A 24,781-nucleotide genomic window follows, 5' to 3' on the forward strand; every position below is an offset into this window, starting at 1 on the left:
CGTGCATTGTCGAAGGCTCTGTCATTGCTTCACCGCGGGTCCGGGCGACGTGGCTTCGCCGGCCGATACCTCGGCGGCGACATCGCTCTCGTCGCTTTCCAGGATGTATTTCTCCGGGATCTCGTTGAAGCGCATGACCGTTCCGCCATGCGCCGCCGTGAACGACCGGGCAGCCTTTTCATCGGAGAAGGGCACCGCTTCCTTGCCGCCCATGCCGGCGTTGTAGTCGCTGCCGATCGCGTACCACGCGTCATGCGCCTCGACCCAGGCTCCTGCCTCGGGGCGATCCCAATTCCGGGCCTTCGCCATGTCATTGACGTAGATGGCGACGACGTCCTGCGGTTCCCCGGGCAGCATCGAGAAGGCCACAGCGTCGCGAACGGACGAGAACCAGACCGGCTCGGATTTGCCGACACGGAAGGCCTGCCCCTTCGGGCCGCCATGTTCGAGCAGGCCCATCGAACAGAAGTAGGCGACCGATGTGGCCGTCGGCTCCTGCGGTGGCGGCTTGGGCTGGCCGGCGATGTCCTGATTGCAGCCGGCAAGCAGGACGGAGAGGACAGCGGCGACCAGGGCGCCGAGAACCGTTGCGCGCATCATGGCTCTTTCCTTGAAAAGACGAAGGCGGCAAGCGCGAGCGGAACCGCCACCCAGGCCGCGAGCGCCGTCAGCAGCACGGCACGACCGAACTGCATCTGCTCGGCCAGGCCGGCCATTCCGGCGAACAGGCTGGTCTTCGACAGCCCGGCAAGATTGAGGAGCCGGAAGATGTCGGCGGGATCGAGGAGGAGCAGCCAGTTGAAGGCGGCGACGCTGATCGTCCTGCCCTGATCCGCAACCAGAAGGCCGAGGAGCGCCATGTCATAGAGAAGAACCAGAACCAGCCAGATGCCGATGGCAAGGCCTGCTGCGGTCGCACGCTCGCGCACGGTCGCGCTAACCAAGTATCCGAGCGCGACGAAGACGGCGCCAAGCAGAACCGACGAGCCGACCATCCGCGCGAAGCTGGCGAGGCTGTCGGCGTCGAACTCGCCGGCCGCGAAGGCGAGAGCCGCTCCGGCGGCACCGTAGCCGAGCACGGTCGCCACCGTCAGGATCGAGAGGTGCCCCAGGAACTTGCCGAAGAGGATCTGCCAGCGCGAGAGCGGATAGGAAAGCAGAAGAAGCAGCGTGCCGCGATCCCGTTCCCCGACGATTGCGTCGTGTGACAGGAGCAGCGCGATCAGCGGAACCAGGAAAATCGTCAGGCTCGACAGGCTGACGACCGTGACTTCGAGCGGGCTTGCGCCCACCACCCCCGTCGGGGCGCTGCCGAGAAATGCAAGCGTCAGCGCCAGGCCGGCCATCAGCAGGACGGCGCCAAGGGCCCAGCGGTTGCGCAGGCCGTCGCGTATCTCGCGGCCGGCGATCGTTGCTATGGCGTTCATTCCGCGGCCTCCCGTGTAAGCTCGTCGCAGAGATCGACCAATGTCGGCGGCATCACTTCGATGTCGGAAACGCCTTGCAGCAGCGAGACGCTGCGGATCGCTTCGATCTTGCCGTCGTCGGCGCAGGTGAGCTCGAAGCGCAGATCGTCGAGCCATTGCACGCTGCGCCGGGCGGTGAATTCCCGCGCCGCATTCCCGTCCACGACGTGCACCCGTATCCGAAGCGGCAGGTCCGCCAGGCGACGGAGTTCCGGAAGCGCACCACATGCGACCATGCGGCCGGCCTTCATGATGGCGATGCGGTCGGCCTGCTCGATGTCGCTGAGCGCGTGCGAGGAAAGCAGCAGCGTCGCCCCTGCGTCGCGCAACTGCGCCATGACGTCGTAGAACATCTGGCGCGACTCGATGTCGAGGCCGGTCGTCGGCTCGTCGAGGAAGAGGACGCGCGGCTCGCCCAGCAGCGCCTGCGCCAATCCCAGGCGCTGGCGCATGCCCTTCGAATAGGTGCCGACGCGGCGGCGCACGGCGGCAGCGAGCCCGACGCGTTCCAGGAGCTGGTCGGCGACGCCGAGCGGCACTTGCTTGAGACGCGCGTAGAAACGCAGCACTTCGCGGCCGGTCATGGCCGGAGAGAAGGCGACGTTCTCGGGCAGGAAGCCGATCCTGCGCCGGAATGCCATGGCCTGGCGTCCTGCCGGATTCTCGCCGAGGAGCGCGATGCGTCCCGCAGTCGGCGTAAGCAGGCCGAGCGCCATCTTCACCAGCGTGCTCTTGCCGGCTCCGTTGTGACCGACGATGGCAACGCACTCGCCCGGCGCAACCGAGAGATCCACGTCGCGCACGACGTAACTATCCCCGTATCGCTTCGACACGCCTTGCATGAAGATCGTCGGCGTCATGGTCATGGTTTTACCTCCAGCGCGGGCGGAACGGGCGCCATCAGCGGCGCGCTGTCGATGACGCCGCCCGGATGGAGCGCAGGAAATTCCGCTTGAGCCCAGCGGATGACCTGCACGGCCGGGCTGTTGATGAGGAGCTTGGCCGTCGGATAGGTCCACACGACCTTGTCGAAGATGTCGTTGGGGCGGTAGGCGGTATCGGCGATGCCGTCGCCATTCAGGTCGAACGCCGGATTGTCGCTCCAGTAATTGCCGCGCCCGTCCGCCGACCAGTCGAGCGATCGTGTGCCCACGTAAACCACCTGCGAGCGGTTATGGACGAAGGCATTGCCGGTCATCCGGTTGCGCTCCGAGCCCGCGGTGAAGTGGATGCCGACAGCGCAATCCTCGAACCAATTGTCGGCGAACAGGTTCTTGTTGGCGTTGTAGATGAAGACGCACTGGTCGCTTCGCCGCACCACATTGTCTTTGATGTCCGCGTCGTTGGCGTAGTTGAGCAGTAGGCCGTGATCGCCATCGTCTTCCGACAGGTTGCGGCGGATCACCAGCCGGCTCGAATACATGATGACGTAGCCGTCATGGTTGCCGCGCGAGACGTTGTCGGCGACCTCGCTGTCGTTCGTGTACATGTAGTGGATGGCGAAGCGGACGTTCTCGATACGATTGCCGCGGAAGACGTTGTGGCGGCTGGCATTGGTGAAGATGCCGTCGCGTCCGCCCGTGATGTAGTTGCCGATCACCTGCGCCCCGGGCGCGTTCCAGACATAGACGCCGTTGCCGCGCTCGTTGGTCCTGAGATTGGTCCGCCCGACGATGCGGTTGTTCCGCACGACCGCGTTGGCGGCGCCGTGAACGTAGACGCCGACCAGGCTGCTCTCGATCCGGCTATCCTCAACGATTGCGCCCGCGGCACTGTCTTCGAGGAAGACCGCCGCGTCCATGGGATCGTCGATGCCCGAATTGCGTATCGTGAGGCCGCGCATGACGACGTTGGGGGCGACCACCTCGATGGTGCGGCCCTGGCCTTGCCCGTCGAGCACGGCGTCAGGCTCGGCCTCGATGGTGAGAGCGTGGTCGATCCGGATCGGGCCCTGATGCAAGCCGGCGGCGAGTCTGAGCGTATCGCCGGAATGCGACGCGGCGATCGCCTGGCGAAGACCGTCACCCCCCGCGGGGACGGTGACGGTTTCTGCCCGTCCCGCCCCCGGGAAGAGGAAGGCGCAGGCGGCGACAAGGGCCGCCGCAACTGCGCTCCTGCTGTGCCGTTTCCGGATCATGCCGGCTGCGGCTCCACGATCATGCGCCCGGCCATTTCCATGTGCAGGGCGTGGCAGAACCACTGGCAATAGTACCAGTGGACGCCGGGGCGATCGGCGACGAAGGTCACGGACGAGGTCGCCTGCGGCCCGATCTCCATCACCACGCCGTGGCGCACCATGGTGAAGCCGTGAGTCAGGTCCTCGACGTCGTCCATGTTGGTCACGGTGATGGTGACCTCGTCACCCTGCTTCACCGTGAACTTGTCGAGGCTGAAGGCCGGCGCGACAGAGTGCATGTAGACGCGGACCTTGTTGCCGTCGCGAATGACGTTGGCGGCTTCCTCGAGCTTGACGCCGTCCTTCGCCGCCTGCTGCCGCGCTTCCTCCCACATCGGGTCGTCGCGCTTCCACACGATCGCCGGCCTGACCTTCGAGCGATGCACCAGGCAGATGTCGTGCGGCTCCGCGAAACTCGGCCCATCATGGACCAGGCGCATCTCGTCGCCCGAGATGTCGATCAACTGGTCGTTCTCCGGATGCAGCGGCCCCACCGGCAGGAAGCGGTCCTTGGAGAACTTGTTGAGCGACATCAGCCACTTGCCATCCGCCTCCTTGGTCTCGCCCATGGAGGTGTGGTTGTGGCCCGGCTGGTAGTGAACGTCGAGCTTCTGGATGATCGGGTCGACCTTGGCGCCGCCGTAAGCCTGGATCGCCTTGTCGAAGTTCCACTTGACGACCTGGCTGTCGAGGAACAGCGTCGTGTAGGCGTTGCCCTTCCCGTCGAAAGCCGTGTGCAGCGGCCCGAGACCCAGCTCTGGCTCGGCGACCACAACGTCGCGCGGCTTGATCTTGTCGTCGAACAGGTCGTCGAAGCGGCGCACGTCGAGAAGCGTGACGGTCGGCGAGAGCTTGCCGGCGATCGCGAGATGGATGCCGTCGGGCGCCGTGTTGCAGCCGTGGGGATTGTTGCCGGCCGGAACGTAGCGCGTGTAGCGCGAGCCGTGCCGTCCGTCGACCACCGGCACGCCGTTGATCTCCTTGTAGTCGCCCTTCTTGACCGCATCTTCGATGCGCTTGAGGTTGAAGATCACCACCCAGTCGCGGTCCGCGGACGTCATGTCGGCGAGCGTCACGCCCCGCTCCGAGTTGTAGCAGGTCGAGAACGCGTACTTGCCCTGGTAGTCGGCGTCGGTGTTGTCGAGGTTGCCGTCGACCAGCACCTGCCAGGCGATCTTCATGGCATCGCCGTCGATCGCGGTGAAGACCGACCAGTACTGCTTGGGATCGTCGAGGACCTTGCCGTCGTTGGGGATCGGGATGATGTGCTCGCTGTTGGCGAACACGTAGCCGGTCCGCGGATATTTCTGCAGGCGCAGCCCGTGAATGTCCGACGCGTTCGGAATCTCGATGATCTTGTCGCACTTCATCACGTCGCAACGGATGCGCGCGACACGGCAATTGGCCTTGTCGTTGACGAACAGATAGCGTCCGTCATAGGTGCCGTCGGTGAAGGACATATGCGGGTGGTGCAGGTCGCCATTGGGGTAGACGCCGCCGCGCTTGGCAAGGAACGCCTGCGTGGCCGGCATCAGGCCTTCCGTCATGATCTTCCGGCTCTCGTTGGTGATCCCCCAGCCGGTGGCGCTGCAGCGGTTGAAGACCGGAATGCGCGTGAGTTCACGCATCGAGGGCAGCCCGATGACGCGCACCTCGCCGGACTGGCCGCTCGAACTGAAGCCGTAATATTCGTCGAGGTCGCCCGGCCGGATCTCGCTGGTCGCCTCCTTGGCATGGGCGGGCCTGGCGAAGCCGGCAACGCCAACGGCTCCGCCACCGGCTGCGCTGGCGAGGCCGGCCAGAATGGCTGCCTTGCCGCTTCCGGTCAGAAGCTTGCGGCGGCTTACTCCAGCTTCAGTTTCCGCCGACCTATCATCGTCTTTCATTGGTCGTCTCCTTCTAGTGACGCGGCCTGGCCGGCCGCAGGCTTCCGTTCCACGGATGGTTCGCGACCGTTGACGGTCACCAGGACCCTCGGCTTGCGCTTGGGCTCCGGCACCATCGACGGCGACTGCAGGGCCAGGAACTTCTCGCGCTTGATGCGCTTCTGGATCACCACCGGACAGCGCTGGTCGTCGTGGTAGAGCACCTGGCAGTTGAGGCATTGGATGCATTCGTTGGGATTGATCGTCCCTTCCGGATGGATCGCCTGGACGGGACAATCATTGGAGCAGCGCTGGCAGGGCGAGCCGCATTCCTTGTAACGCTTCAGCCAGTCGAACATGCGCATACGGGCCGGGACAGCCAGCGCGCCGCCAAGCGGGCAAAGGTAGCGGCAGTAGAAGCGTTCGATGAAAAGGCCGGGCGCCAGGCAGCCGACGGCGAACAGCACGAACCACCACTCGCGCGCGAAATGCAGGATGATCGCGGTCTTGAACGGCTCCACCTCGGCCGCTTCCTCGGCGAGGCCGAGCGAGCCGAAGGAAAGGCCGAAAAGCGCGAGGAAGATGATGTATTTGAACGGCCAAAGGCGCTGATTGAGCCAGAACGGCACGCGGACCTGCGGAATGTGCGCCCAGCGCGCCAGCCGGTTCGTCCACTCCTGCAATGCGCCAAACGGGCAGAGCCAGCCGCAATAGGCGCCGCGCCCCCAGAACAGCAGCGCGGCCGCGACCGCCGACCACAGGATGAAGATCAGCGGGTCGCGCAGGAAATAGTCCCAGCGAAAGTCGCCGCGCAGCGAGTTGAAGAATGTGAGGATATTCACGACCGACAGCTGTGCGTGCTCGTACCAGCCGAGCCACAGAAGCGTGAAGGCGAGATAGCTGAGCCGGATGCGCTCATAAGCGCGCGGCCATTTCACAAGGATATCCTGGAAGAAGAAGATGCCGGTGAGCACGCCGATCGCGACCAGCATGATGGCCACGTCGAACATCCGCGCCTGCCATATCCGCTGCCAGAGCGGCACTTCGTCGTCCGCGGCTGCCGCCGGTTGAACGGCAGCCGACGCAGGTGCGACAGCCGCCTGCGGCGCGACGACCGCCGGCGGCGAAACAGGCGCGGTCAGGAACTTGTCGGGGGTCGAGTAGTCGAGCCCCGTGGTGACGAATGCCTTGTCGAGCGCACCGGTCGCCCGCTGCACGAGGAGCTGGAACCGCCATGGCGCGCCGGGATCGAGATTAGAACCGTCGGGCGTGACGAAGACGCCGATCTCGGGAAAGTCCGGCGCGCCTTCGGCGGCCACCGCGCCGATCCGGCGATAGTTGCGATCGCGGAAGCGTATGCTGCCCTCGCTCTGGATCAGCTCGATGCGGTCGAAGATGCCGCCGCGCACATAGCCGGAGCCGCGAAAGGAATACGGTCCGTCGCCGGCGACGAGGATCGCCTGCTGGCCGGGCTTCAGGTCCTGGCGAAGGCGATCATATTCGGCATCGCCAAGCAGCGATCGGCCAACTGTCGGCACGCTTGCCAGTGCAATGTAAACATCGACGAAGGAGGCATTCGGGTCCCCTGCCTGCGGGCGGGCGAGCGCCGCGGCATTGCCCGTCCGCTGAAACAGGTCATCGAGTTCCTTGTTGGTGATCGCAAGCCTGCGGACCGATCCGTCGCCGAGCAGGGCTTGCCAGGTTTCGACGGCGCTTCTGGTCTGATCGATGGAGCGGTGGGCCGGCTGAGAAGCGACATCCGCAACACCCGTGCCGAGGTTGCGCGACCGCGCGATCTTGACCGCCGACTGAGTCATGCTGTCGGCGATGACCATCATCGTGACCGTCGCGCCGCTGACGATGTCGACCGGCATGCGGCTCTCCTCGCCCGCATCGAGGACACGCCGGCCGACGAAGCCGTCGATATAATGCTCGATCTTGGCTTGAGGGATGCCGACCAGGACGATCGGCTCGTGATGCTCGACGAGCTTTGCGCCGGTGATCTTGCCGTCGAGGTCGATGCCGACAACGATGTTGATCGGCTTGCCGGAGTAGCCGGTCGAATCGACGACATCGTTCGTGAGGAAGGCGTATCCGACGGGCTGACCGCCCTTGAGCAGCTTCGCCGCGGGCGGATTGCCTTCGACCCCACCGAAGCTGTCGGCCGCGGGATCGATGTCCGACGCTTTGATCCCGCTCAGGAATTCGCCGAGCCGCCCGGATGCATCGGCCTCGGCCCGTGGGCACAGGAAGACAAGCAGCAGGAGGAAACAAGCCAGGAAACCCAGGCCCGCCGATCTCCATCCGAATCCGAAATCTGGTTTCATTTCCGCGGCCGGCTGTATGCACCAAAGCCCGATCGCTTGTTTTGATCGGACGCGGGCTACCCTTAGACGATCGCGCCAGCGGCTCTTTGATCTGCAACAAGCTCAAATGGCATCGGTCGATGTCATATTGGCGCGCATTCCTCCAGGAGGCGCTCCCATGAAGCGGCTGAGTGAAGAACCCAATGTGCAGTTGCGCGATGTTCCGCAGCTTCTTGGCCTGGCGACGGCCATGGAGGAAACCGCGGCGCAGCGATATCAAAGGCTCGCTGCCCGCATGGAAAGGCTGAACGAGCGTGAGGTCGCCGGAACGTTCAGTGCGCTTGTCGAGGAGCAGCGCGACCATGTCGAAGAAATCGCCCGCCGCTCCAGTCTGTCGACGGGCGCGCCGCCGCCGGCACTGGCCGACCCGCGTGGGCTGCCTTCCGAAATCTCCCGATCATGGGACGAAGCGGAGGCCAGCGCGCTGCTCACCCCGTACCGAGCCCTCGGCATTGCGGTGGACAATGAAATGCTGGCTTTCGCCTTCTATTCCTATGTCGCAGCACAAAGCAACGATGCGACAGTCCGGGCAACGGCGGAGTGGCTCGCCGGAAAGGCGCTCGATCACGCGGCGCTGCTGCGCGAGGAACGGCGTCGCGCCTATCGGCGCGAAGGCGGCAGGCACGCCCGGGATGAGAGGCCAATGCTGGATGCCTCGTCACTGCCGGAGTTCGTGCGACAGAGCCGACGGCTGGAGTCGCGTGCCGCGGTCTTCCACCGAAGGGTCGCTTCGCGGCTTGCCGCGCTGGGTGAGGCTGCCGCCTCGAAAACGATCATCGAGGTTGCCGAGCGGGAGCGAGCGGCTGGGCTTGATGCCGCTGACGGAACTGTCGAAGCAGCGAGGGCGGAGCTTGCGCAAGCTGCCAAGCCCTTGCCGCTTCTACGCGCCGCGCTCGCCGAGGCCGAACGGCTGCATCAGGCCTATCTCGATCTCGCCGACCGCACGCGCGACGAACAGGTGCTGGCCGCAGCCCAGCGGGCGGCGGATCGAACCCTGCAGAGCCTCGTGGCCATCGCAGCTCTGCTGCAGGCATTCGGCTGAGGCAGCGGGCGTCAGCCCGGGCGCGGGCGCGCTATTGGCCAATCTGTTTGAACAGCTCCTCGAAAGCCTTCTTGGCCTTACCGGGCTGATTGACCGATTCGGCGACCTTCAGGTTGCTGCCCGGATCGCCGACCACGACAAGAGCGACCATGCCCATGCCATAGTGCGGATTGCACTTGATGCCGTAGACACCGGGCTTGGTGAACGTGACGGTCAGGTCCTTGTTCATCTCCCCCTTGAACGGCTCAGCGCCGTCCGGCAGCATGCCTGCGATCGACTCGACGTCGTGACCCTTGTCCTTGGCGACAAAATGAATCGTGTCGCCGGGCGCCACCTTGATGAACGACGGCTCGAGCTGAAACATGCCGTGCTTGCCCATGTTCAACATGGAAACCTCGATTTCGGCGGCGCCTGCGGCGCCGGCCCACGTCAGAACGGCGGCAGTGACGAGCGACACAAGTCTGGTCGAGCGCATTTCTTCCAATTCCCTGCTTGGTGTGAATGACGGATCTCGCGTATGGCCGGCTGTCTATCGGCTGCATCCGTCCCGAACTTTGCGCCAGATCAAACACGTTCCAGAAAGATGCGCTGGGCGGTCTCGGCGGCGAACTGCAGGTCAAATCAGGTTGCGGTCGCGCTGGCGTCCCGTCGCCAAAAAACTAAAGCGCCGCATCCGCGATTTCCGCTAAGCGCCCTATTGCCTCAACGAGGCTGACCTCCGCGTGATCGGCGATTGATCGCCGCACGGGACAAGACCTCATCAAATAATCGTGAAGCTCCATGATTGTCACGGATCGGCCATCAGAGCAGCAGCATAGCCCTGGCGAAAGTCGTCCCAGCTTTCGGTCCGATACGCTGCGCTGAGCGTCTCAGATCGGCCGCAAGACGGGGCAACTGGCCCGACATCACCAGCCTATTGTCTTTCTCCATAGTGCGAGCGAACGCGCTCGCGGGGTTTCCAATGTCTCTTCATGAAGCAATTAAGCCTGCCAAGAAAAGCTCTCACCATGCCAAAGCAATGGCCGGATCGCCCACGCGCGATCAGATCCTTATCGGGCCCGATTTCATCCAGAAAGGCGAACCGCATGAGCGGCTTGACCGCTTCTTCGGCGACCTGGCGAGCCGCTTCGACGGCGCGCCGGCGGTCATTTCCGGCGGTCGACCCTGGTCATACCGCGAGCTAAACAGCCGCGCCAACCAGTTCGCGCATCTGCTGATCGAGCGTGGTGTGAAGCCGGGCGACAGGGTGGGCCTTTTGCTGGACCGCTCCGCCGAAACCTATATCGCCATACTTGCCGTGATGAAGGCCGGGGCGGCGTTTGTCCCGCTCGCCACCGCCTTCCCCGAAGATCGCATGGTGATGATCATCGAGGACGCCAATGTCACGATGGTGATCAGCGTCTCCGGTTATGCCGCGCGCGTGGCACGCCTGCCGGTTCCGCATATCTCGATCGACTCGGCGGAGTCCGAGATCGCTCTCAAGCCCGAGACGGCGCCCCTGCCGGAGGGCGGCCAGGACCAGACCTGCTACATCCTCTACACATCCGGCACCACGGGCAAGCCGAAGGGCGTGGTCATCACGCATCAGAGCTTCTGCAACTTCATCCGCGTCGCCGCTGCGTCCTACGGTTACCAGCCCGGCGACCGCGTGTACCAGGGCATGACCATCGCCTTCGACTTCTCCTCGGAGGAGATTTGGGTGCCCTTTGCCGCGGGCGCCACGGTCGTGCCTGCGCCCGGCCAGCAGCCCCTCGTGGGCGAGGAACTGGCCAGTTTCCTGCGCGAGCATCACATCACCTGCATGGCCTGCAGCCCGACGCTCTTGTCGTCGATCGAGAGCGACGCGCCAAGCCTGCGCGCGATCCTTGTCGGCGGCGAGGCCTGCTCGCACAAGCTTGTCGTGCGCTGGGCGAAGCCCGGCCGTCAGATCCTGAACACCTATGGCCCGACCGAGGCGACGGTCACCGCCACCATGGCCTCGCTGACCCCGGAGGAGCCGGTGACAATCGGCAGGCCGTTGCCCACCTATTCGATAGCCATTCTCGACCCGGAAAAGCCGCAGGTGCTGACCGGCGACCAGCTGGGCGAGATCTGCATCGGCGGCATGGGCGTGGCGGTCGGCTATCTCAACCGCCCGGAACTCACCGAACAGCGATTCATCAAGGATTTCATCGGCCTGCCGAACAATCCCAGCGGCCGCATCTACCGGACGGGCGATCTCGGCCGCATCAACGACAAGGGCGAGATCGAGTATCACGGCCGCATCGACACGCAGGTGAAGATCCGCGGCTACCGCATCGAGCTGGGCGAGATCGAGGCCGTGCTGCTGGAACAGCCCGGCATCGCGCAGGCGGCGGTCACGACTTGGGAGATCGAGCCCGAGCGCACAGAACTAGTTGGCTACTATGCCCCCAAGAGCGGCGGCGGTGTGGATCGCACCCTGCTCGTGCAGGAGCTCAAGCGGCGGCTGCCCGACTACATGGTGCCAGCCTATCTGGAGCAGCTGCCCGCGATCCCGATGACCGTTTCCAACAAGGTCGACCTGAGGAAATTGCCAAAGCCGACCAGCGCGCGCGTCGCGGCCGGCCATGCGATGATCGACCCGCGCAACGACGACGAGAAGTTCCTGGTCGACACGCTGCAGGACGTGCTGAAATTCGATGACATCTCCATCGAAGACCACTTCTTCGACGACCTCGGCGCAAACTCGCTGCTGATGGCAAGGTTCTGCGCACGCATCCGCTCCCGCAAGGCCTGGTCGACGACCTCGATGCGCGACATCTACCTGCATCCCACGGTCGCGAAGCTCGCCGAGCACCTGCGCGCGCCGCAGATGGCCGCCGTTGCCGCGAGCGAGCCGATGCTGACGCATCGGGCTTCCAACCTTGCCTATTGGAGCACGGGCTTCGGGCAGCTGCTGTTCTACGCGGTTTACAGCTACCTTTCGCTTTGGGCGATCAATGACGGGCTCAACTGGGTCTATGACGCGCTGGACGATCCGCTGCTGCTCTATCTGCGCTGCGTGCTCCTGTCCGCCAGCGTGTTTTTCGGGCTGAGCGGCTTTGCCATCATTGCCAAATGGCTGCTGGTCGGCCGCTGGAAGGCCGAGACGTTCCCGATCTGGGGCTGGCGCTATTATCGCTTCTGGGTCGTGAAAACGCTGGTGCGCAGCGCGCCGGTGGTGCTGTTCCGCGGCAGCCCGCTCTACAGCCTCTACCTGCGCCTGCTCGGCGCGCGGCTCGGCAACCGCACGGTCATCGAGTGCCGCTCCGTTCCCGTCTGCACCGACCTGATCCGGATCGGCGACAACTCGATCCTACGCAAGGATTCGATGATCCTGGGCTTCCGCGCCCAGGCGGGCTACATCCATACCGGTCCGCTCGACATCGGCCACAACGCATTCGTCGGCGTCGGCTCGACCCTGGACATCGACACCCGCATCGGCGACGGCGCCCAGCTCGGCCACGCTTCCTCGCTGCATCGCGGACAGTCGATCCCAGCCGGCGAGCGCTGGCACGGATCGCCGGCAATTCCGACCGAGGCGGACTATTGCACCGTTCCCAATGTGCCGCTGTCGAGAGTGCGCAGGATAATCTACGAGACGATCCAGCTTTTCATCCTCTTCGCCATCGTCACGCCGTTCCCGCTCCTGTTCCACACCTATTGGGAAAATTTCGGCGACGACTATCAAGAGACCATCGGCGTCGTGGCGATCGGCACCACGGTGACGGTGGCCGGCTTCGTCATCGGCGGGGTGCTGCTGGCGGCAATCGTGCCGCGGCTGTTCAATCTCATGTTGAAGCCCGGTCGAAACTATTCGCTCTACGGCTTCCACTACTGGCTGCAATCGATGCTGGAGCTGGTCAGCAACGTGCGTTTGCTGAACGTCCTGTTCGGCGATAGCTCGGCCATCGTCTACTATCTGCGCGCCATTGGCTGGCGGCTGAACAAGGTGGACCAGACCGGCTCCAATTTCGGCACCAACCAGCGGCATGAAAACCCGCTGCTCAGCGAAATCGGCTCGGAGACGATGGTGTCCGACGGCCTGTTCATGGTCAACATGCAGAAGTCGGCCAACTCCTTCCGCCTCGAGCACACGCGGGTCGGCGAGCACAACTTCTTCGGCAACAACATCATCTATTCACCGGATTCCCGCACCGGCGACAATTGCCTGCTCGGGACGAAGGTCCACGTCCCGGTGGATGGTCCTGTGCGCGAGAATGTCGGGCTGCTGGGCTCGCCGCCCTTTGAAATCCCGCGCATGGTCAATCGCGACAAGGAGCTTCTCGGATTGATCTCCGACGAGGAGCGGCACCGCCGCCTGCCGCTGAAGAACCTCCACAATCTGGTCACCGCGCTGCTGTTCTTGGCCGCGCAATGGCTCATCCTGTTCCTGACGCTCGCCATCTGGGACCGCGCGCTCAACTACTACACCGAATGGGAGCAGACGGCGCTGTTCGTGGCGGTGGTGCTGACGGCGGCGATCGGTATTCCGTTCTACATCTTCCTCGAGCGCGTCAGCCTCGGCTTTCGCCGGCTGAAGCCTAGAATGGCCACGATCTACGACCCTGTCTTCTGGCGGCACGAACGTCATTGGAAACTGTCCGATTCGCCGATCATGGGACTGTTCACCGGCACCCCGTTCAGGGCGCTCATCCTGCGCATGCTGGGCGTGAAGGTCGGGCGGCGCGTCTATGACGGGGGAAGCATCATCACCGAGCGATCGCTGGTGGAGATCGGCGACGACGCGACGCTCAACGAGGGCTGCGTCATCCAGGCGCATTCGCTCGAGGAAGGCGCGTTCAAGTCCGACTACATCCGCATCGGCGACGGCTGCACGCTCGCCCCTTCCGCCTTCATCCACTACGCAGTGGTGATGGGCGAGGGTTCGGTGGCGGACCTCGACTGCTTCGTCATGAAGGGTGAGGTGATCGAGCCGAACACCGTGTGGGGCGGCAACCCGGCGAAGCTCTATGGCGTGGTGACGCCGATCGATGCGCGCGCGATCAAGATCGGGCAGGAACAGTGACGCGTTCCGCTGAAGTGCTGAGGCGCGACCGCCCGGTTGTGCTGCAGCCTGTCGGCGAGGATAACCGGGCGGCGATCCTGGCGCTCGAGCTGATGCCAGAGCAGCAAGGCTTGGTCGCCTCTAATGCCGAGTCGCTGGCAGAGGCCCGGGAGGATGACGAGGCCGTCGCCCGCGCGATTGTCGCCGCAGGGCGCGTCGTCGGATTCCTGATGTACAGCGCCCCCGAGGAAGACGACGAGGCGATCATCTACCGTTTCATGATCGACCGCCGCGAACAGGGCAAGGGTTTTGGCCGTGCCGCGGTTGCCGCGGCGCTGAAGGAAATCGCGCATCCCGGCCACATAAGCCGCGTCTCGATCTGCTACGAACCGCAAAACGAGGCCGCGCGGCGCCTCTATGCCAGCTTCGGCTTCGTCGAGAAGGAACTGGACGAGGACGGCGAGATGATCGCCGTGCTCGAATTGGGCCGATAACAAGTGAGCACCCGGCCGGAAGGCGCGCAACCAGACATCGAGAGCGCCGTCGAGCAGGCGCTGGCCAGCCTCACGCCGCCCGGCCTCATCACCGGCTGCCGTCTCATTCGCGCCGGAGACGAACAATACCTCCTGCCGGCGGAAGGCGCCTCCATCGCCACGCGCGAACGCAGGGCGCGCGCCGCCACTGGTGCGGGCCGCAGGATCGCGCATGAGTTGCTGCGACGTTCAGGATGTGCCGATGTCACGGTGTTGCGCGGAGCATTGGGAAGCCCGATTTGGCCTGCAGGCATCGTCGGTTCAATCGCTCATGATGAAAAGCTGGCTGTGGCAGCTGTCGCCGGAGCCGACACGGTGAGAAGCGTTGGTATCGACATAGAGCCCGTCTTGCCATTGCCTCCAGATCTCCGACCGATCGTGATCACGCCGCAAGACCGGCTGGGCGATCTCGATCCCGGTATTGGCGGCCGCATCCTCTTCGCGGCCAAGGAGGCGGTCTACAAGGCGTCGTTTCCGCTCGACGGCCGGGTGCTGGGCTTTGAGGACATCGCCGTCGATTTTGAATCCGGAGATGCGGTCACGTCGTTCGGCCGCAGGCTGACGGTGCGCTTCACCACCTCCCCAAGAATTCTGGCGCTGGCTTACACGGCGTAGGGGTGCAGAGAGCTCCGCCTGGTGTCTCTCCCGAGCTTCGACAGTCTCATATGACGGTTCTCATCCACGCCAGGAAGGACTCCATCACCGCGGACCGCGGACTGTGGTGCATCCACACGACGTAAAAGCTGTAGCCCGGCAGGGACAATGGGTGCGCCTTGACGAGCGAGCCGTTCTCCAGCTCGCGGCCGACCACGACGTCGCTGCAGATCGCAATGCCCTGCCCGGCGACAACCGCGTCGATCGCATGCAGTTCCTCGCGGAAGCTCAAGTCCCAGGCTTTGTCCGGGATCAGGTCCGGATCGATGGAGCGGGCCGTCGCCAGCCACCTGCGCCAGGTGGGAGCGTCCGGATCCCGGTTCATCCAGTCGAAATGGATCAACGGATAGCGCAGGAGATCGGCAGCACGCTCGATCGGGCGCCCATCGCTTGCCAGCAATCGGGGGCTGCAAATGGGAAAGAAGGAATCGCGGCATAGCTCTTGCGCGGCAAAGCCCACAGGCGGACGACGTGTGTAGCGGATCGCCACATCCGCGGCGCCGGCGCGCAGATCGAGCAGCGCGTCCGTCCCGATGATCTCCAACGGCACGGCCGGGTTGGCCTCCCGCCATTTCGGCAATCGGGGCACCAGCCATCGGCTCGCGAAAGCGTTCGGGCTTGTCACCCGCAAGGGCGCTTGAGAATCCGGCTCGGCGACCGCGGCAAGGGAACCGGCAAGAAGGTCAAAGCCGTTGCGCAGGATCGGGAACAGCCGCGCTCCCGCACCCGTCAGCACGAGCGGGCGCGGCCGGCGCTGAAACAGCTTGCAACCGCATATCTCTTCCAGCAAGCGGATCTGGTGGCTGATCGCCGTCGGCGTCACGCCGAGCTCCACCGCCGCGGCCTTGAAGCTGCCGTGCCGGGCGGCGGCCTCGAAAGCGTGCAAAGCGCGCAGCGGCGGGAAGCTCCTCATCCCCGCAGTGTAGATGAATTCTGCTCATCCAGTAGCGAAGAATTTCGCTTTTGCAGAAGGTCGGGTCCCCGTGAGACCCTGGTGCTGTTGGAAACGAGGGCGATTGCGATGGAGCTTCCACGACAGACCGATGCGCTGTTGGACCGATCCCATCCTACGGCGATCGAACAGCTTCGGCGAAGCTTACGGGGCGAAGTGGTGTTGCCGACGGACGCCGCCTATGACCGGGCGCGCGCGGTCTGGAACGGGGCGATCGACAAACGCCCTGCTGCAATCGTCTTTTGCGCCGATGCCGATGACGTAATCCGCGCCGTGACCTATGCCAGGTCGCAAGGCTTTCTCGTGGCGGTCCGCAGCGGCGGCCACAACGTCGCCGGTCTGTCCGTCTGCGACGATGGGCTGGTGATCGACCTGTCCCGCATGAAGAAGATCGACATCGATCCCGAGCGCCGCATCGCCAGGGCCGAAGCCGGCCTGAACCTCGGCGAGTTCGATGCGGCCACGCAGGCCCACGGTCTTGCGACGACCATGGGCGTCAACAGCGACACCGGTATTGCCGGCCTGACGCTCGGCGGAGGCTTCGGCAAGCTCGGGCGAAAGCACGGCCTGAGCTGCGATAATCTGATCGCCGCTGAAATCGTCACGGCCGACGGGCGGCTGCTGCGGACAAGCGCCGGCGAGCATCCCGAACTGTTCTGGGCCTTGCAAGGCGGCGGCGGCAATTTCGGCATAGTGACGGCGTTCGAATACCGTTTGCACCCGCTCGGCCCTGCCCTTCTCGTGGGCTCGGTCCTTCACGCCTACGATCAGGCGCGCGCGGCTATGCGGTTCTACGACAGATTCTCCCGCGACGCCCCGGAGGCGTTGAGCGTCGACGCGGCGCTCGTCACACTGCCCTCCGGCGGCCGTGCCTTCAGCATCTCGGCTTGCTATGTCGGGTCGCCCGAAGCCGGCGAGCCCGTCATCGCACCGCTGATGAAATTCGGATCTCCCATCGAAAGCCGCCTGCAAGCCGTTCCTTATCTCCAGATTCAATCGGCGGGCGACAGCCTCTTTCCCCGCGGACGACGCTATTACTGGAAAGCGCAGTTCATGCGCGAGATCGGCGACGGTGCGATCGAGGCGCTGCTCGACAGTTACGCGAAGGCTCCTAATCGCTCGTCCCTGCTGGTTTTCCAGCAGGTCGGCGGCGCGATCGCCCGCGTGCCCGCGTCGCACTCGCCCTACGCCAATCGCGATGCCGCATTCGACTGCTTCCCGATCGCCATCTGGGACAATCCGGCCGATGACGAGGCAAATATCCGCTGGGCCCGCGACCTGTGGAATGCGGTCAGGCCATTCTCAACCGGCGGGGTCTATGCCAACAATCTTGGCGATGAAGGCGACGAGCGCGTGCGCGATGCCTACGGCGGAAATTATGCGCGCCTCGCCACCATCAAGAAGCAGTACGACCCGACCAATTTCTTCCGATTGAACCAGAATATCAGGCCTGGGTAATTCGCAAATCCGTGGGGACCCGTGCGCAGCCGCTGGACGATCCTTGCCGTGCTGTTCGTCGCCCGAGCGGCGATGGCGGTGCAGTTCCAGAGCATCGCGGCCATTGCGCCGGAATTGGGCAAGGAGCTGAACGCAAACCTCGCCGATATCGGTGTGCTCATTGGCCTCTATTTCGCGCCGGGCGTCGCGCTCGCGCTTCCCGGCGGCGCGATCGGCAAGCGCTTCGGCGACAAGGCGGTCGTGCTCGCCGGCCTAGCCCTGATGCTGGCGGGGGAAATCCTGCTGTACGCCTCGTCTTCATGGAGCGTGCAGATCACCGGCAGGCTGATCTCCGGCGTGGGCGGCGTCCTGCTGAACGTCTTGATGACCAAGATGGTCGTCGACTGGTTCGCGGGCCGGCAGATCGCCACGGCAATGGCGATCTTTATCAACTCATGGCCAGTGGGCATTGCCCTCACGCTTATTGTCCTGCCGCTGATCCTAGCGGAATTCGGCATAGCGAGGACGCAGATCGCCGTGATGGCACTCATCGCCGCGGCGCTGACCTTGGTGGGACTTTTCTACCAGCGGCCTGGCCAGACAGTCGCTCCAGCTTCGATGGAGGCCTCGCGGCACGCGAAGCCTGCCGTCTGGGCCGTGCTGCTGGCAGGCTCGATATGGGCTTTCTACAATGTCGGCTTCGCCATGATCTTCAGTTTCGCGCCGTCTATGCTGGTCGAACGCGGCTGGTCGACCGCCGCGGCCGGTTCGGCGGTCAGCATAGTGCTGTGGCTCGCCGCGCTGTCCGTTCCAATCGGCGGCTACCTCGCGGATCGCACCACGAGCCGCAATGCCATGCTGGCGGCTAGCTGCCTCGCCTTCGCGGCACTGGTTCTCGCGCTGTGGCGCGGTTCCGAGACGCTGCCCACCCTGGTTGCCCTCGGCTTGGTCTGCGGCCTGCCGGCGGGAGCGATCATGAGCTTGCCGGCGCGCGCCCTGGCGCCGTCGACGCGGGCGCTTGGCATGGGCCTCTTCTACACGGTGTACTACGCCACGATGCTCGTCGCTCCCTGGCTCGGCGGCAAGTTTGCGCTTTGGGCAGGCAGCGCGGGCGCAGCCCTCGGCCTTGGTTCGGCCGCGCTTCTGGCGTGTCCGATCCTGCTGTGGGAATTCGAACGTCGGCTGCTCCTGCCCGAGCGGACGGTACCGCAGGTCAATTGAAACCCGGCACAGCCTGTTCCGGCAAGTTCGTCGACGGCCGACACCGGGTACTGCGGCAGCCCCCTGCCGCCTGCGCTGAATTGCGCTCCGAGCACCATGTCCGAAGATTCATGCGACGGCTTGCCGGCGTCGCCGATTCTCGTCCCCTTCTTCGAGAGGCGATTTGCCGAATCCATCGGCGGCCCCAGGTGAGAGGGAGAGACAGATAGGAGCGATCGATGACCCAAGCAGGACTTTCACCGCTGCGCGGCCTCGCCAAGCTGCGTGATGCCAGGACGCGGCGCTTCTCCAGCTACGACCGCACCGGCGGCAATGACGACCGTCTGCACATCGAGCCGGGCGAGACCGTCGTCATCGCCGAGTATGACGGCGCCGGCATCGTCACCCATATCTGGGCGACGCTGGCGTGCAACAGCGAAAGCTTCCTGCGCAAGATCGTGCTACGCGCCTACTGGGACGGCGAGGACCAGCCCAGCGTCGAGACGCCGATCGGCGATTTCTTCGGCATCGGCCACGCCCGCACGAAGAACTTCGCCAGTCTCCCCGTGCAGGCAAGCCCCGAGGACGGCAAGGGCTTCAACTGCTATTTTCCGATGCCTTTCGCGACCGGCATGAAGGTGACGGTCAGCAACGAGGCCGAGGACGAGCTAGTGCTCTACTACTATGTCGACCTCGAGCTGCATGACAGGCTGGAGGACGATCTCGGCCGCTTCCACGCACAGTATCGCCAGGCGCGGCCCGAAGGCATGGCGGAGACCGGCCTCACCAACGAGCAGTTCCTTTTCGGCGGCGAGAACACGGACGGCAAGGACAATTACACGATCCTCGAGGCCGAGGGCCGCGGCCACTATGTCGGCGTGCTGTTCAGCGTGCGCTCGCGCCGGCGCTCCGCGCAGTGGGACTGGTATGGCGAGGGCGACGACATGATCTTCATCGATGGCGAGCCCGGCTTCTCTGTGCCCGTCCGCGAGCCCGACCGGCACAGCACCCGGGAGATGGCATTCATCGAGCCGCGCGGCGAGAGCGCGCCGGGCGCCAACGACGCCTGGCCGCCGACGCTGCACGGCACCGGCACGGAGGATTATTTCAATACCGCCTGGTGCCCCACCCAGGACTATTCGGCGCCCTATCACGGCGTCATCGCGGCGGGAGGGCCAAACTGGAGCGAGCCGGTCACACTCTACCGCTGGCATATCGAGGACCCGGTTATCTTCCGCGAGCGCATCCGCGTCAGCATCGAGCACGGCCACGCCAACCGGCGCTCAGACGACATCTCGTCGGTGGCCTTCTGGTACCAGGCCGAACCGCACAAGCCCTTCGCGCCGCTGCCGGCGGTCGCCGAGCGAATTCCCGGTTTCGGCCGCGACGCGGAGGGCTAGGGCGCGGCTATTGTGCCCATGCGCGAGCGGGACTGGCAAATGCTGGCATCAATGCCGGTTTCATTTGATGCAGGATGAACCTTGAATGGCGCGCCCGAAGAGATTCGAACTCCTGACCCCCAGATTCGTAGTCTGGTGCTCTATCCAGCTGAGCTACGGGCGCGCATTAGGCCGTGTAAGACACAAGCCCCGCCATCCGGTCGAGACGGCCGGCCGCGATGTGGAGTGTTCCCTAACGACTGAATTTCGGAAAAGCAAGCCGATCCGGCAAAAGTTTTGTCGCAGGTGCTTCGCCAGTGCGGATCAAGGTGTGTAGCAGCTCAGACCGGGTCGAGCCGGAGATGGCGGACCTCAAGCCGGACGGCGCAGGCCGTTGCGCGCTTGGTCGAGCCGTACCGGCTGGTCGGGGATGGTGACGGCGAAGACCGTGCGGCCGCCGATCGATTCGACGAGCTCGACCGTGCCGCCATGGGCGCGGATCAGCTCATAGGCGATCGCCAGGCCAAGGCCGGTGCCGCCGCTGCGCGCCGAGCCGCGGAAGGCGGCGAACAGGTTCTCGCGCGCCTTGGGCGGCAGGCCGGGGCCGGTGTCGGTGACGGTGATGCGGCTGACGCTGCCCTGGCGCTCGGCCGAAACGGCGAGACGGCGCACCACCGCGCTCTCGGTGTCGGCGGCCATCGCCTGCACCGCGTTGCGGCAGAGATTGGTGAGCACGCGGAAGAGCTGGTCGGAATCGGCATCGACCTCGAAGGTGGGCTCGACGGCGTTGATGAACTCGATGCCTTCCTCGATGTCGAGCAGGCCATGCACGTCGTCGACAAGCTGGCGCAGCCTGAGCCTGCGGCGCGACGGCGCCGGCTCCTGCGTGCGGCCATAGGCAAGCACGCCCTCCGAATAGGCGACGGCGCGGTCGAGCGCGCGCAGGAGCTTCGGCGCGAAGGCCTGCACGGTCGGGTCCTTCACCTGGCGCAGGCGGTCCGACATCAGCTGCGCGGAGGCAAGGATGTTGCGCATGTCATGATTGATCTTCGACACGGCGAGACCAAGGTCGGCGAGGTGCTTCTGCTCTGAGAGCATTTTTTGCAGCCGATCCTGCATCTGCGCCAGCTCGCGCTCGGCGACGCCGATCTCGTCGGCGCGCTCCGTCGGGCAGATTATGCGGCCGGGATCGTCAGGCGCCTCGGAGAAGGACAGGATCGAGCGCGTCATGGTGCGGATCGGGCCGATCATGATCAAGTCGATCGCCGCATAGACGAGCATGGCGGTGACGAGCGAGATCAGCAGCGAGACGACGGCGACGTTGCGCGAATAGCGCAGCATCGCGTTGCGCAGGCTGCGGTCCGGCATGATCAGCTCGAATTCCTTGTCGCTGTCGCCGACCGGGCCGAAGACGCGCAGCATGCGGTTGCCGCCGAAGACCAGTGTTTCCAGCGCGCCGGTCATGCCGTTGACCAGCCCGACATTGGCGCTGTCGATGTGCTCGTCGACCTGCGGCGGCATATCGGCCACGACCAGCAGCCGCGAGACGCCGCCATCGCGCACCGCGATCGCCTTGGCGCCGATCGCCATCAGCACATCGTTCTGGGCGGTGTGCGACAGCGAGTTGGGCTCGCCCTGCAACAAAACGATCGACACGGCGGCGGCCGTGCTCAGCCGCTCCTTCAGCCAGTTCACCCGGTAGCTGGCGATCCAGGGCAGGAAGATCAGGATTTCGGCGAGCAGCACGAAGACGATGGTGAGAAGCAGAAGCTTGGTCGACAGGCCGCGCGACAGCGGTACCCGGCGCGGCGAGCTCGCCGTCGGCTGGCGCGCCTTGTCATCCGTGGACAGGATTTCACTCGTCATGACGCAGTCTTCACGAAGGCTTGATCGGACAAGGTTATGCGATTTGCGGCTTTTTTGCCAATTTCACCCCCGGCCCGGCAAAAAAATCGCCCGCAGCAGGCCGGATTGACTTCCAAAAACCTTCTTTCTATAAGCCCGCTCACGCTCGGGCCATTCGTCCCGGCGCGGTTTCGATCGCGCCTAAAACCGGCCCGGCAAAGCTCCTGTTACAGAGTGACAGAATCAAGAAGGGCCGCACGCCGCGGTATTAAAACAAATGAAGCGTACCTACCAACCGTCCAAACTCGTCCGCAAGCGCCGGCACGGTTTCCGTGCCCGCATGGCCACCAAGGGCGGCCGCGGCGTCGTTGCTGCCCGCCGCAACCGCGGCCGCAAGCGGCTCAGCGCCTGAACGAAAGACGAGATCGTTGCCCGCAACCGGCAAGCCAAAGGGGAAAACTCCCGGGCGGCTTCTGAAACGCGCGGATTTCCTGGCTGTGCGCGGCGGCGAAAAGCGTCGCGGGCGGCTTTTTCTCGTTGAGGTTCTCGACCGTGGCGACGCAGAAGCGCCGCGGGTCGGCTATACTGTCACCAGGAAGGTCGGCAACGCCGTGGTGCGCAACCGCGTCCGGCGGCGGCTCAGAGAAGCCGTGCGCACGCATGCCGCCGATGACATGGCGCCTGGCAATGACTATGTCATCGTCGGGCGCGAAGACGTGCTTGCCATTCCGTTCGGCCAGCTGAAGGCCGAACTTTCCCGCCGGCTGCGCGGAACACGATAGGCCAAGGCTTTCGATGGAAAACAACCGCAATTTCTTCATCACCATCGCGCTGTCGGTGCTGATTCTGACGCTGTGGCAGGTGTTCTACATGAACCCGCGCATGGAGCAGCAGCGCGAGCAGGCCCGCATCGAGCAGCAGCGCGCCGAAGCGCAGAAGAAGGAGGCGGGCGGCGCTACCAACTCCGGCGCGGCAGGCACGCAGGCTCCGGCGCCGGGCACCATTCCCAGCGCGCCCGGCAGCGAGGCCGTGACGGCCGCCAGCCGCGACCAGGCGCTGACGGCGACGAAGCGCGTCAAGATCGACACGCCGAGCCTCGAAGGGTCGATCAACCTGACCGGCGCGCGCCTCGACGACCTGAAGCTCAAGCACTACACCGAGACGGTCGACAAGAACTCGCCCGAAATTCAGCTGCTCAATCCCTCGGCGCTGCCCAATGGCTATTTCGCCGAGATCGGCTTCGTCGGCAACGACAAGACCGGAACTGTGCCCGGCGCGGATACGGTGTGGACCGTCGATGGCAATCCGACGCTGACACCGACGACCCCGGTGACGCTCACCTATACCAACGACAAAGGCCTGACCTTCAAGCGCACCATCTCGGTCGACAACGATTACATGTTCACCGTTTCGGACACGGTGCAGAATTCGGGCAGCGCCCCCGTCTCGCTGTTCAACTACGGCCGCGTTACCCGCTTCGACAAGCCGACGGTCGCCAGCACCTATGTGCTGCATGAAGGCCTGATCGGCTACACCGGCAGCGAAGGCCTGCAGGAGCACAAATACGCGGCGATCGAGAAGGACAAGCAGTTCCAGCCGGGCAAGTCGACCGACGGCTGGCTGGGCATCACCGACAAATACTGGGCGGTGACGCTGGTGCCGACCGAAAAGCAGCCGTTCCAGCCGCGCTATGCCTATTTCGAGGACGGCCGCCACCGCTATCAGTCCGACTTCCTGACCGACCCGATCAATGTCGAGGCCGGCCAGTCGGCGACCGTCGAGACCGATGTGTTCGCCGGCGCCAAGGAAGTCGCCAAGATCAACGTCTATGAGCAAGACCGCCACATCAAGCGTTTCGACCTGCTGATCGACTGGGGCTGGTTCCACTTCATCACCAAGCCGATGTTCTGGCTGATCGACACGCTGTACAAATTCTTCGGCAATTTCGGGCTGGCGATCCTGGCCACCACCGTCATCGTCAAGGCCTTCTTCTTCCCGCTCGCCAACAGGTCCTACGCGTCGATGGCGAACATGAAGAAGGTGCAGCCGAAGATGCTGGAAATCCGCGAGAAATACGCGGACGATAAGATGAAGCAGCAGCAGGCGATGATGGAGCTCTACAAGACCGAGAAGATCAACCCGCTGGCCGGCTGCTGGCCGGTGGCGCTGCAGATCCCGGTCTTCTTCTCGCTCTACAAGGTGCTCTACATCACCATCGAGATGCGGCACGCGCCGTTCTTCGGCTGGATCCACGACCTTGCGGCGCCCGATCCAACGTCGATCTTCAACCTGTTCGGCCTACTGCCCTTCGCGCCGCCGGCATTCCTGCCGCATATGGGCGCCTGGGCGGTGGTGATGGGCATCACCATGTTCCTGCAGATGCGCATGAACCCGGCGCCGCCGGACCCGACGCAGGCCCAGATCTTCACCTGGATGCCGGTGATCTTCACCTTCATGATGGGCAGCTTCCCGGCCGGTCTCGTCATCTACTGGGCCTGGAACAACCTGCTCTCGATCCTGCAGCAAGGCGTGATCATGAAGCGCCAGGGCGCCAAGATCGAATTGTGGGACAATCTGGCGGCGATGTTCCGCAAGAAACCATCGCCGGCGGAATAGCGCCCGACGCCTGAATACAAAAACCCCGGCATGTCCGGGGTTTTTTATTGGCCGCCGGAAACTCAGGTCCGGCATTCGTCGTAGCTTTTCCGATCCTCCCCAACAACGCCGCGACGGCTTCCGGCGCGGCGACGCCGGTGTTTGGGAGGCCGTCCGGCAGACCGGGGTTCCGCGGGGCTTCGCGGGACCCCGGTTGCGCGGGTAGACCGTGCCGGCGCATGTCCATATAAGCTCTACTGTCG

The 24,781-nt window shown here is 64.6% G+C and carries 19 protein-coding genes and 1 tRNA gene; 10 read left to right on the top strand and 10 right to left on the bottom strand.

Annotated features, from left to right (window positions below):
* Positions 1-21 precede the first annotated feature (21 nt).
* From RFN28_RS17615 to RFN28_RS17640, 6 genes are read right to left on the bottom strand one after another with little or no spacing between them, the layout of a single operon-like run.
* Complete coding sequence (locus tag RFN28_RS17615; protein ID WP_320288575.1) at positions 22-600, bottom strand: nitrous oxide reductase accessory protein NosL; 579 nt, start codon at positions 598-600, stop codon at positions 22-24.
* Complete coding sequence (locus RFN28_RS17620) at positions 597-1,427, bottom strand: ABC transporter permease (RefSeq protein WP_320288576.1); 831 nt, start codon at positions 1,425-1,427, stop codon at positions 597-599. The genes RFN28_RS17615 and RFN28_RS17620 overlap by 4 nt, the downstream gene beginning before the upstream one ends.
* Entirely contained in the window at positions 1,424-2,332 is a 909-nt protein-coding gene (locus tag RFN28_RS17625; RefSeq protein WP_320288577.1) for an ABC transporter ATP-binding protein, read from the bottom strand. The genes RFN28_RS17620 and RFN28_RS17625 overlap by 4 nt, the downstream gene beginning before the upstream one ends.
* Positions 2,329-3,603 (bottom strand): nitrous oxide reductase family maturation protein NosD, encoded by a 1,275-nt coding sequence (locus RFN28_RS17630; protein WP_320288578.1) that lies wholly within the window; start codon positions 3,601-3,603, stop codon positions 2,329-2,331. The genes RFN28_RS17625 and RFN28_RS17630 overlap by 4 nt, the downstream gene beginning before the upstream one ends.
* On the bottom strand, positions 3,600-5,528 hold the full coding sequence (gene nosZ / locus RFN28_RS17635) for a TAT-dependent nitrous-oxide reductase (protein WP_320288579.1): 1,929 nt from the start codon (positions 5,526-5,528) through the stop codon (positions 3,600-3,602). Before nosZ ends, RFN28_RS17630 begins: the two co-directional genes overlap by 4 nt.
* Positions 5,525-7,834 carry a 4Fe-4S binding protein gene (locus RFN28_RS17640; RefSeq protein ID WP_320288580.1) on the bottom strand — a complete coding sequence of 770 codons (2,310 nt, stop codon included), beginning with the start codon at positions 7,832-7,834 and terminating at the stop codon, positions 5,525-5,527. The genes nosZ and RFN28_RS17640 overlap by 4 nt, the downstream gene beginning before the upstream one ends.
* 157 nt (positions 7,835-7,991) lie before the next feature.
* Between RFN28_RS17640 and RFN28_RS17645 the strand changes: the two genes are divergently transcribed.
* Positions 7,992-8,915 carry a ferritin-like domain-containing protein gene (locus RFN28_RS17645; RefSeq protein WP_320288581.1) on the top strand — a complete coding sequence of 308 codons (924 nt, stop codon included), beginning with the start codon at positions 7,992-7,994 and terminating at the stop codon, positions 8,913-8,915.
* Positions 8,916-8,946: 31 nt separating this feature from the next.
* Here RFN28_RS17645 and RFN28_RS17650 read toward each other — a convergent pair whose 3' ends face one another.
* Entirely contained in the window at positions 8,947-9,390 is a 444-nt protein-coding gene (locus RFN28_RS17650) for a pseudoazurin (RefSeq protein ID WP_320288582.1), read from the bottom strand.
* Between the two features lie 543 nt (positions 9,391-9,933).
* Here RFN28_RS17650 and RFN28_RS17655 point away from each other — a divergent pair.
* The 3 genes from RFN28_RS17655 to RFN28_RS17665 are packed head-to-tail and all read left to right on the top strand — an operon-like array spanning position 9,934 to position 15,071.
* A complete protein-coding gene (locus RFN28_RS17655; protein ID WP_320288583.1) occupies positions 9,934-13,944 on the top strand; it encodes a Pls/PosA family non-ribosomal peptide synthetase in 4,011 nt (1,336 codons plus the stop codon).
* A complete protein-coding gene (locus RFN28_RS17660) occupies positions 13,941-14,417 on the top strand; it encodes a GNAT family N-acetyltransferase (RefSeq protein ID WP_320288584.1) in 477 nt (158 codons plus the stop codon). The genes RFN28_RS17655 and RFN28_RS17660 overlap by 4 nt, the downstream gene beginning before the upstream one ends.
* A 3-nt stretch (positions 14,418-14,420) precedes the next feature.
* Positions 14,421-15,071, top strand: coding sequence for a 4'-phosphopantetheinyl transferase family protein (locus RFN28_RS17665; RefSeq protein ID WP_320288585.1), 651 nt, complete (start codon positions 14,421-14,423; stop codon positions 15,069-15,071).
* Between the two features lie 46 nt (positions 15,072-15,117).
* Here the strand turns inward: RFN28_RS17665 and RFN28_RS17670 are convergent, their stop codons facing one another.
* Positions 15,118-15,996, bottom strand: coding sequence for a LysR substrate-binding domain-containing protein (locus RFN28_RS17670; RefSeq protein ID WP_320288586.1), 879 nt, complete (start codon positions 15,994-15,996; stop codon positions 15,118-15,120).
* On the opposite strand from RFN28_RS17670, the gene RFN28_RS17675 reads away from it, so the two are divergent.
* The 3 genes from RFN28_RS17675 to RFN28_RS17685 all read left to right on the top strand — a co-directional run bounded on the left by RFN28_RS17675 (position 15,967) and on the right by RFN28_RS17685 (position 20,099).
* Positions 15,967-17,520, top strand: coding sequence for an FAD-binding oxidoreductase (locus RFN28_RS17675; RefSeq protein WP_320288587.1), 1,554 nt, complete (start codon positions 15,967-15,969; stop codon positions 17,518-17,520). The genes RFN28_RS17670 and RFN28_RS17675 overlap by 30 nt on opposite strands.
* Before the next feature lie 48 nt (positions 17,521-17,568).
* Positions 17,569-18,720 (top strand): MFS transporter, encoded by a 1,152-nt coding sequence (locus RFN28_RS17680; protein ID WP_320288588.1) that lies wholly within the window; start codon positions 17,569-17,571, stop codon positions 18,718-18,720.
* Between the two features lie 218 nt (positions 18,721-18,938).
* Positions 18,939-20,099, top strand: coding sequence for a glycoside hydrolase family 172 protein (locus tag RFN28_RS17685; RefSeq protein WP_320288589.1), 1,161 nt, complete (start codon positions 18,939-18,941; stop codon positions 20,097-20,099).
* Positions 20,100-20,185: 86 nt separating this feature from the next.
* Here RFN28_RS17685 and RFN28_RS17690 read toward each other — a convergent pair.
* Together RFN28_RS17690 and RFN28_RS17695 are read right to left on the bottom strand one after the other, a co-directional pair.
* Positions 20,186-20,262: transfer RNA gene (locus tag RFN28_RS17690), tRNA-Arg, on the bottom strand.
* 188 nt (positions 20,263-20,450) lie between these two features.
* Positions 20,451-21,944, bottom strand: coding sequence for an ATP-binding protein (locus RFN28_RS17695; protein WP_320288590.1), 1,494 nt, complete (start codon positions 21,942-21,944; stop codon positions 20,451-20,453).
* Between the two features lie 256 nt (positions 21,945-22,200).
* On the opposite strand from RFN28_RS17695, the gene rpmH reads away from it, so the two are divergent.
* From rpmH to yidC, 3 genes are read left to right on the top strand one after another with little or no spacing between them, the layout of a single operon-like run.
* The gene (gene rpmH / locus RFN28_RS17700) at positions 22,201-22,335 is read left to right on the top strand and encodes a 50S ribosomal protein L34 (protein ID WP_008833937.1); all 135 of its coding nucleotides are present in this window, start codon (positions 22,201-22,203) and stop codon (positions 22,333-22,335) included.
* A gap of 16 nt (positions 22,336-22,351) precedes the next feature.
* A complete protein-coding gene (gene rnpA / locus RFN28_RS17705) occupies positions 22,352-22,705 on the top strand; it encodes a ribonuclease P protein component (protein WP_320288591.1) in 354 nt (117 codons plus the stop codon).
* Between the two features lie 13 nt (positions 22,706-22,718).
* Positions 22,719-24,539: a membrane protein insertase YidC gene (gene yidC / locus RFN28_RS17710; protein WP_320288592.1), complete on the top strand. Its 1,821-nt coding sequence runs from the start codon at positions 22,719-22,721 to the stop codon at positions 24,537-24,539.
* The last annotated feature ends 242 nt before the right edge of the window (positions 24,540-24,781 follow it).

Origin of the sequence: Mesorhizobium album, from assembly GCF_033977205.1 — a bacterium.
Lineage (GTDB): Bacteria > Pseudomonadota > Alphaproteobacteria > Rhizobiales > Rhizobiaceae > Mesorhizobium > Mesorhizobium album.

Excerpts from the sequence above, each read along its gene's own strand:
- RFN28_RS17615 (WP_320288575.1), bottom strand. The coding sequence starts at position 600 with ATGATGCGCGCAACGGTTCTCGGCGCCCTGGTCGCCGCTGTCCTCTCC.
- RFN28_RS17620 (WP_320288576.1), bottom strand. The coding sequence starts at position 1,427 with ATGAACGCCATAGCAACGATCGCCGGCCGCGAGATACGCGACGGCCTG.
- RFN28_RS17625 (WP_320288577.1), bottom strand. The coding sequence starts at position 2,332 with ATGACCATGACGCCGACGATCTTCATGCAAGGCGTGTCGAAGCGATAC.
- RFN28_RS17630 (WP_320288578.1), bottom strand. The coding sequence starts at position 3,603 with ATGATCCGGAAACGGCACAGCAGGAGCGCAGTTGCGGCGGCCCTTGTC.
- nosZ (WP_320288579.1), bottom strand. The coding sequence starts at position 5,528 with ATGAAAGACGATGATAGGTCGGCGGAAACTGAAGCTGGAGTAAGCCGC.
- RFN28_RS17640 (WP_320288580.1), bottom strand. The coding sequence starts at position 7,834 with ATGAAACCAGATTTCGGATTCGGATGGAGATCGGCGGGCCTGGGTTTC.
- RFN28_RS17645 (WP_320288581.1), top strand. The coding sequence starts at position 7,992 with ATGAAGCGGCTGAGTGAAGAACCCAATGTGCAGTTGCGCGATGTTCCG.
- RFN28_RS17650 (WP_320288582.1), bottom strand. The coding sequence starts at position 9,390 with ATGCGCTCGACCAGACTTGTGTCGCTCGTCACTGCCGCCGTTCTGACG.
- RFN28_RS17655 (WP_320288583.1), top strand. The coding sequence starts at position 9,934 with ATGGCCGGATCGCCCACGCGCGATCAGATCCTTATCGGGCCCGATTTC.
- RFN28_RS17685 (WP_320288589.1), top strand. The coding sequence starts at position 18,939 with ATGACCCAAGCAGGACTTTCACCGCTGCGCGGCCTCGCCAAGCTGCGT.
- RFN28_RS17695 (WP_320288590.1), bottom strand. The coding sequence starts at position 21,944 with ATGACGAGTGAAATCCTGTCCACGGATGACAAGGCGCGCCAGCCGACG.
- rpmH (WP_008833937.1), top strand. The coding sequence starts at position 22,201 with ATGAAGCGTACCTACCAACCGTCCAAACTCGTCCGCAAGCGCCGGCAC.
- yidC (WP_320288592.1), top strand. The coding sequence starts at position 22,719 with ATGGAAAACAACCGCAATTTCTTCATCACCATCGCGCTGTCGGTGCTG.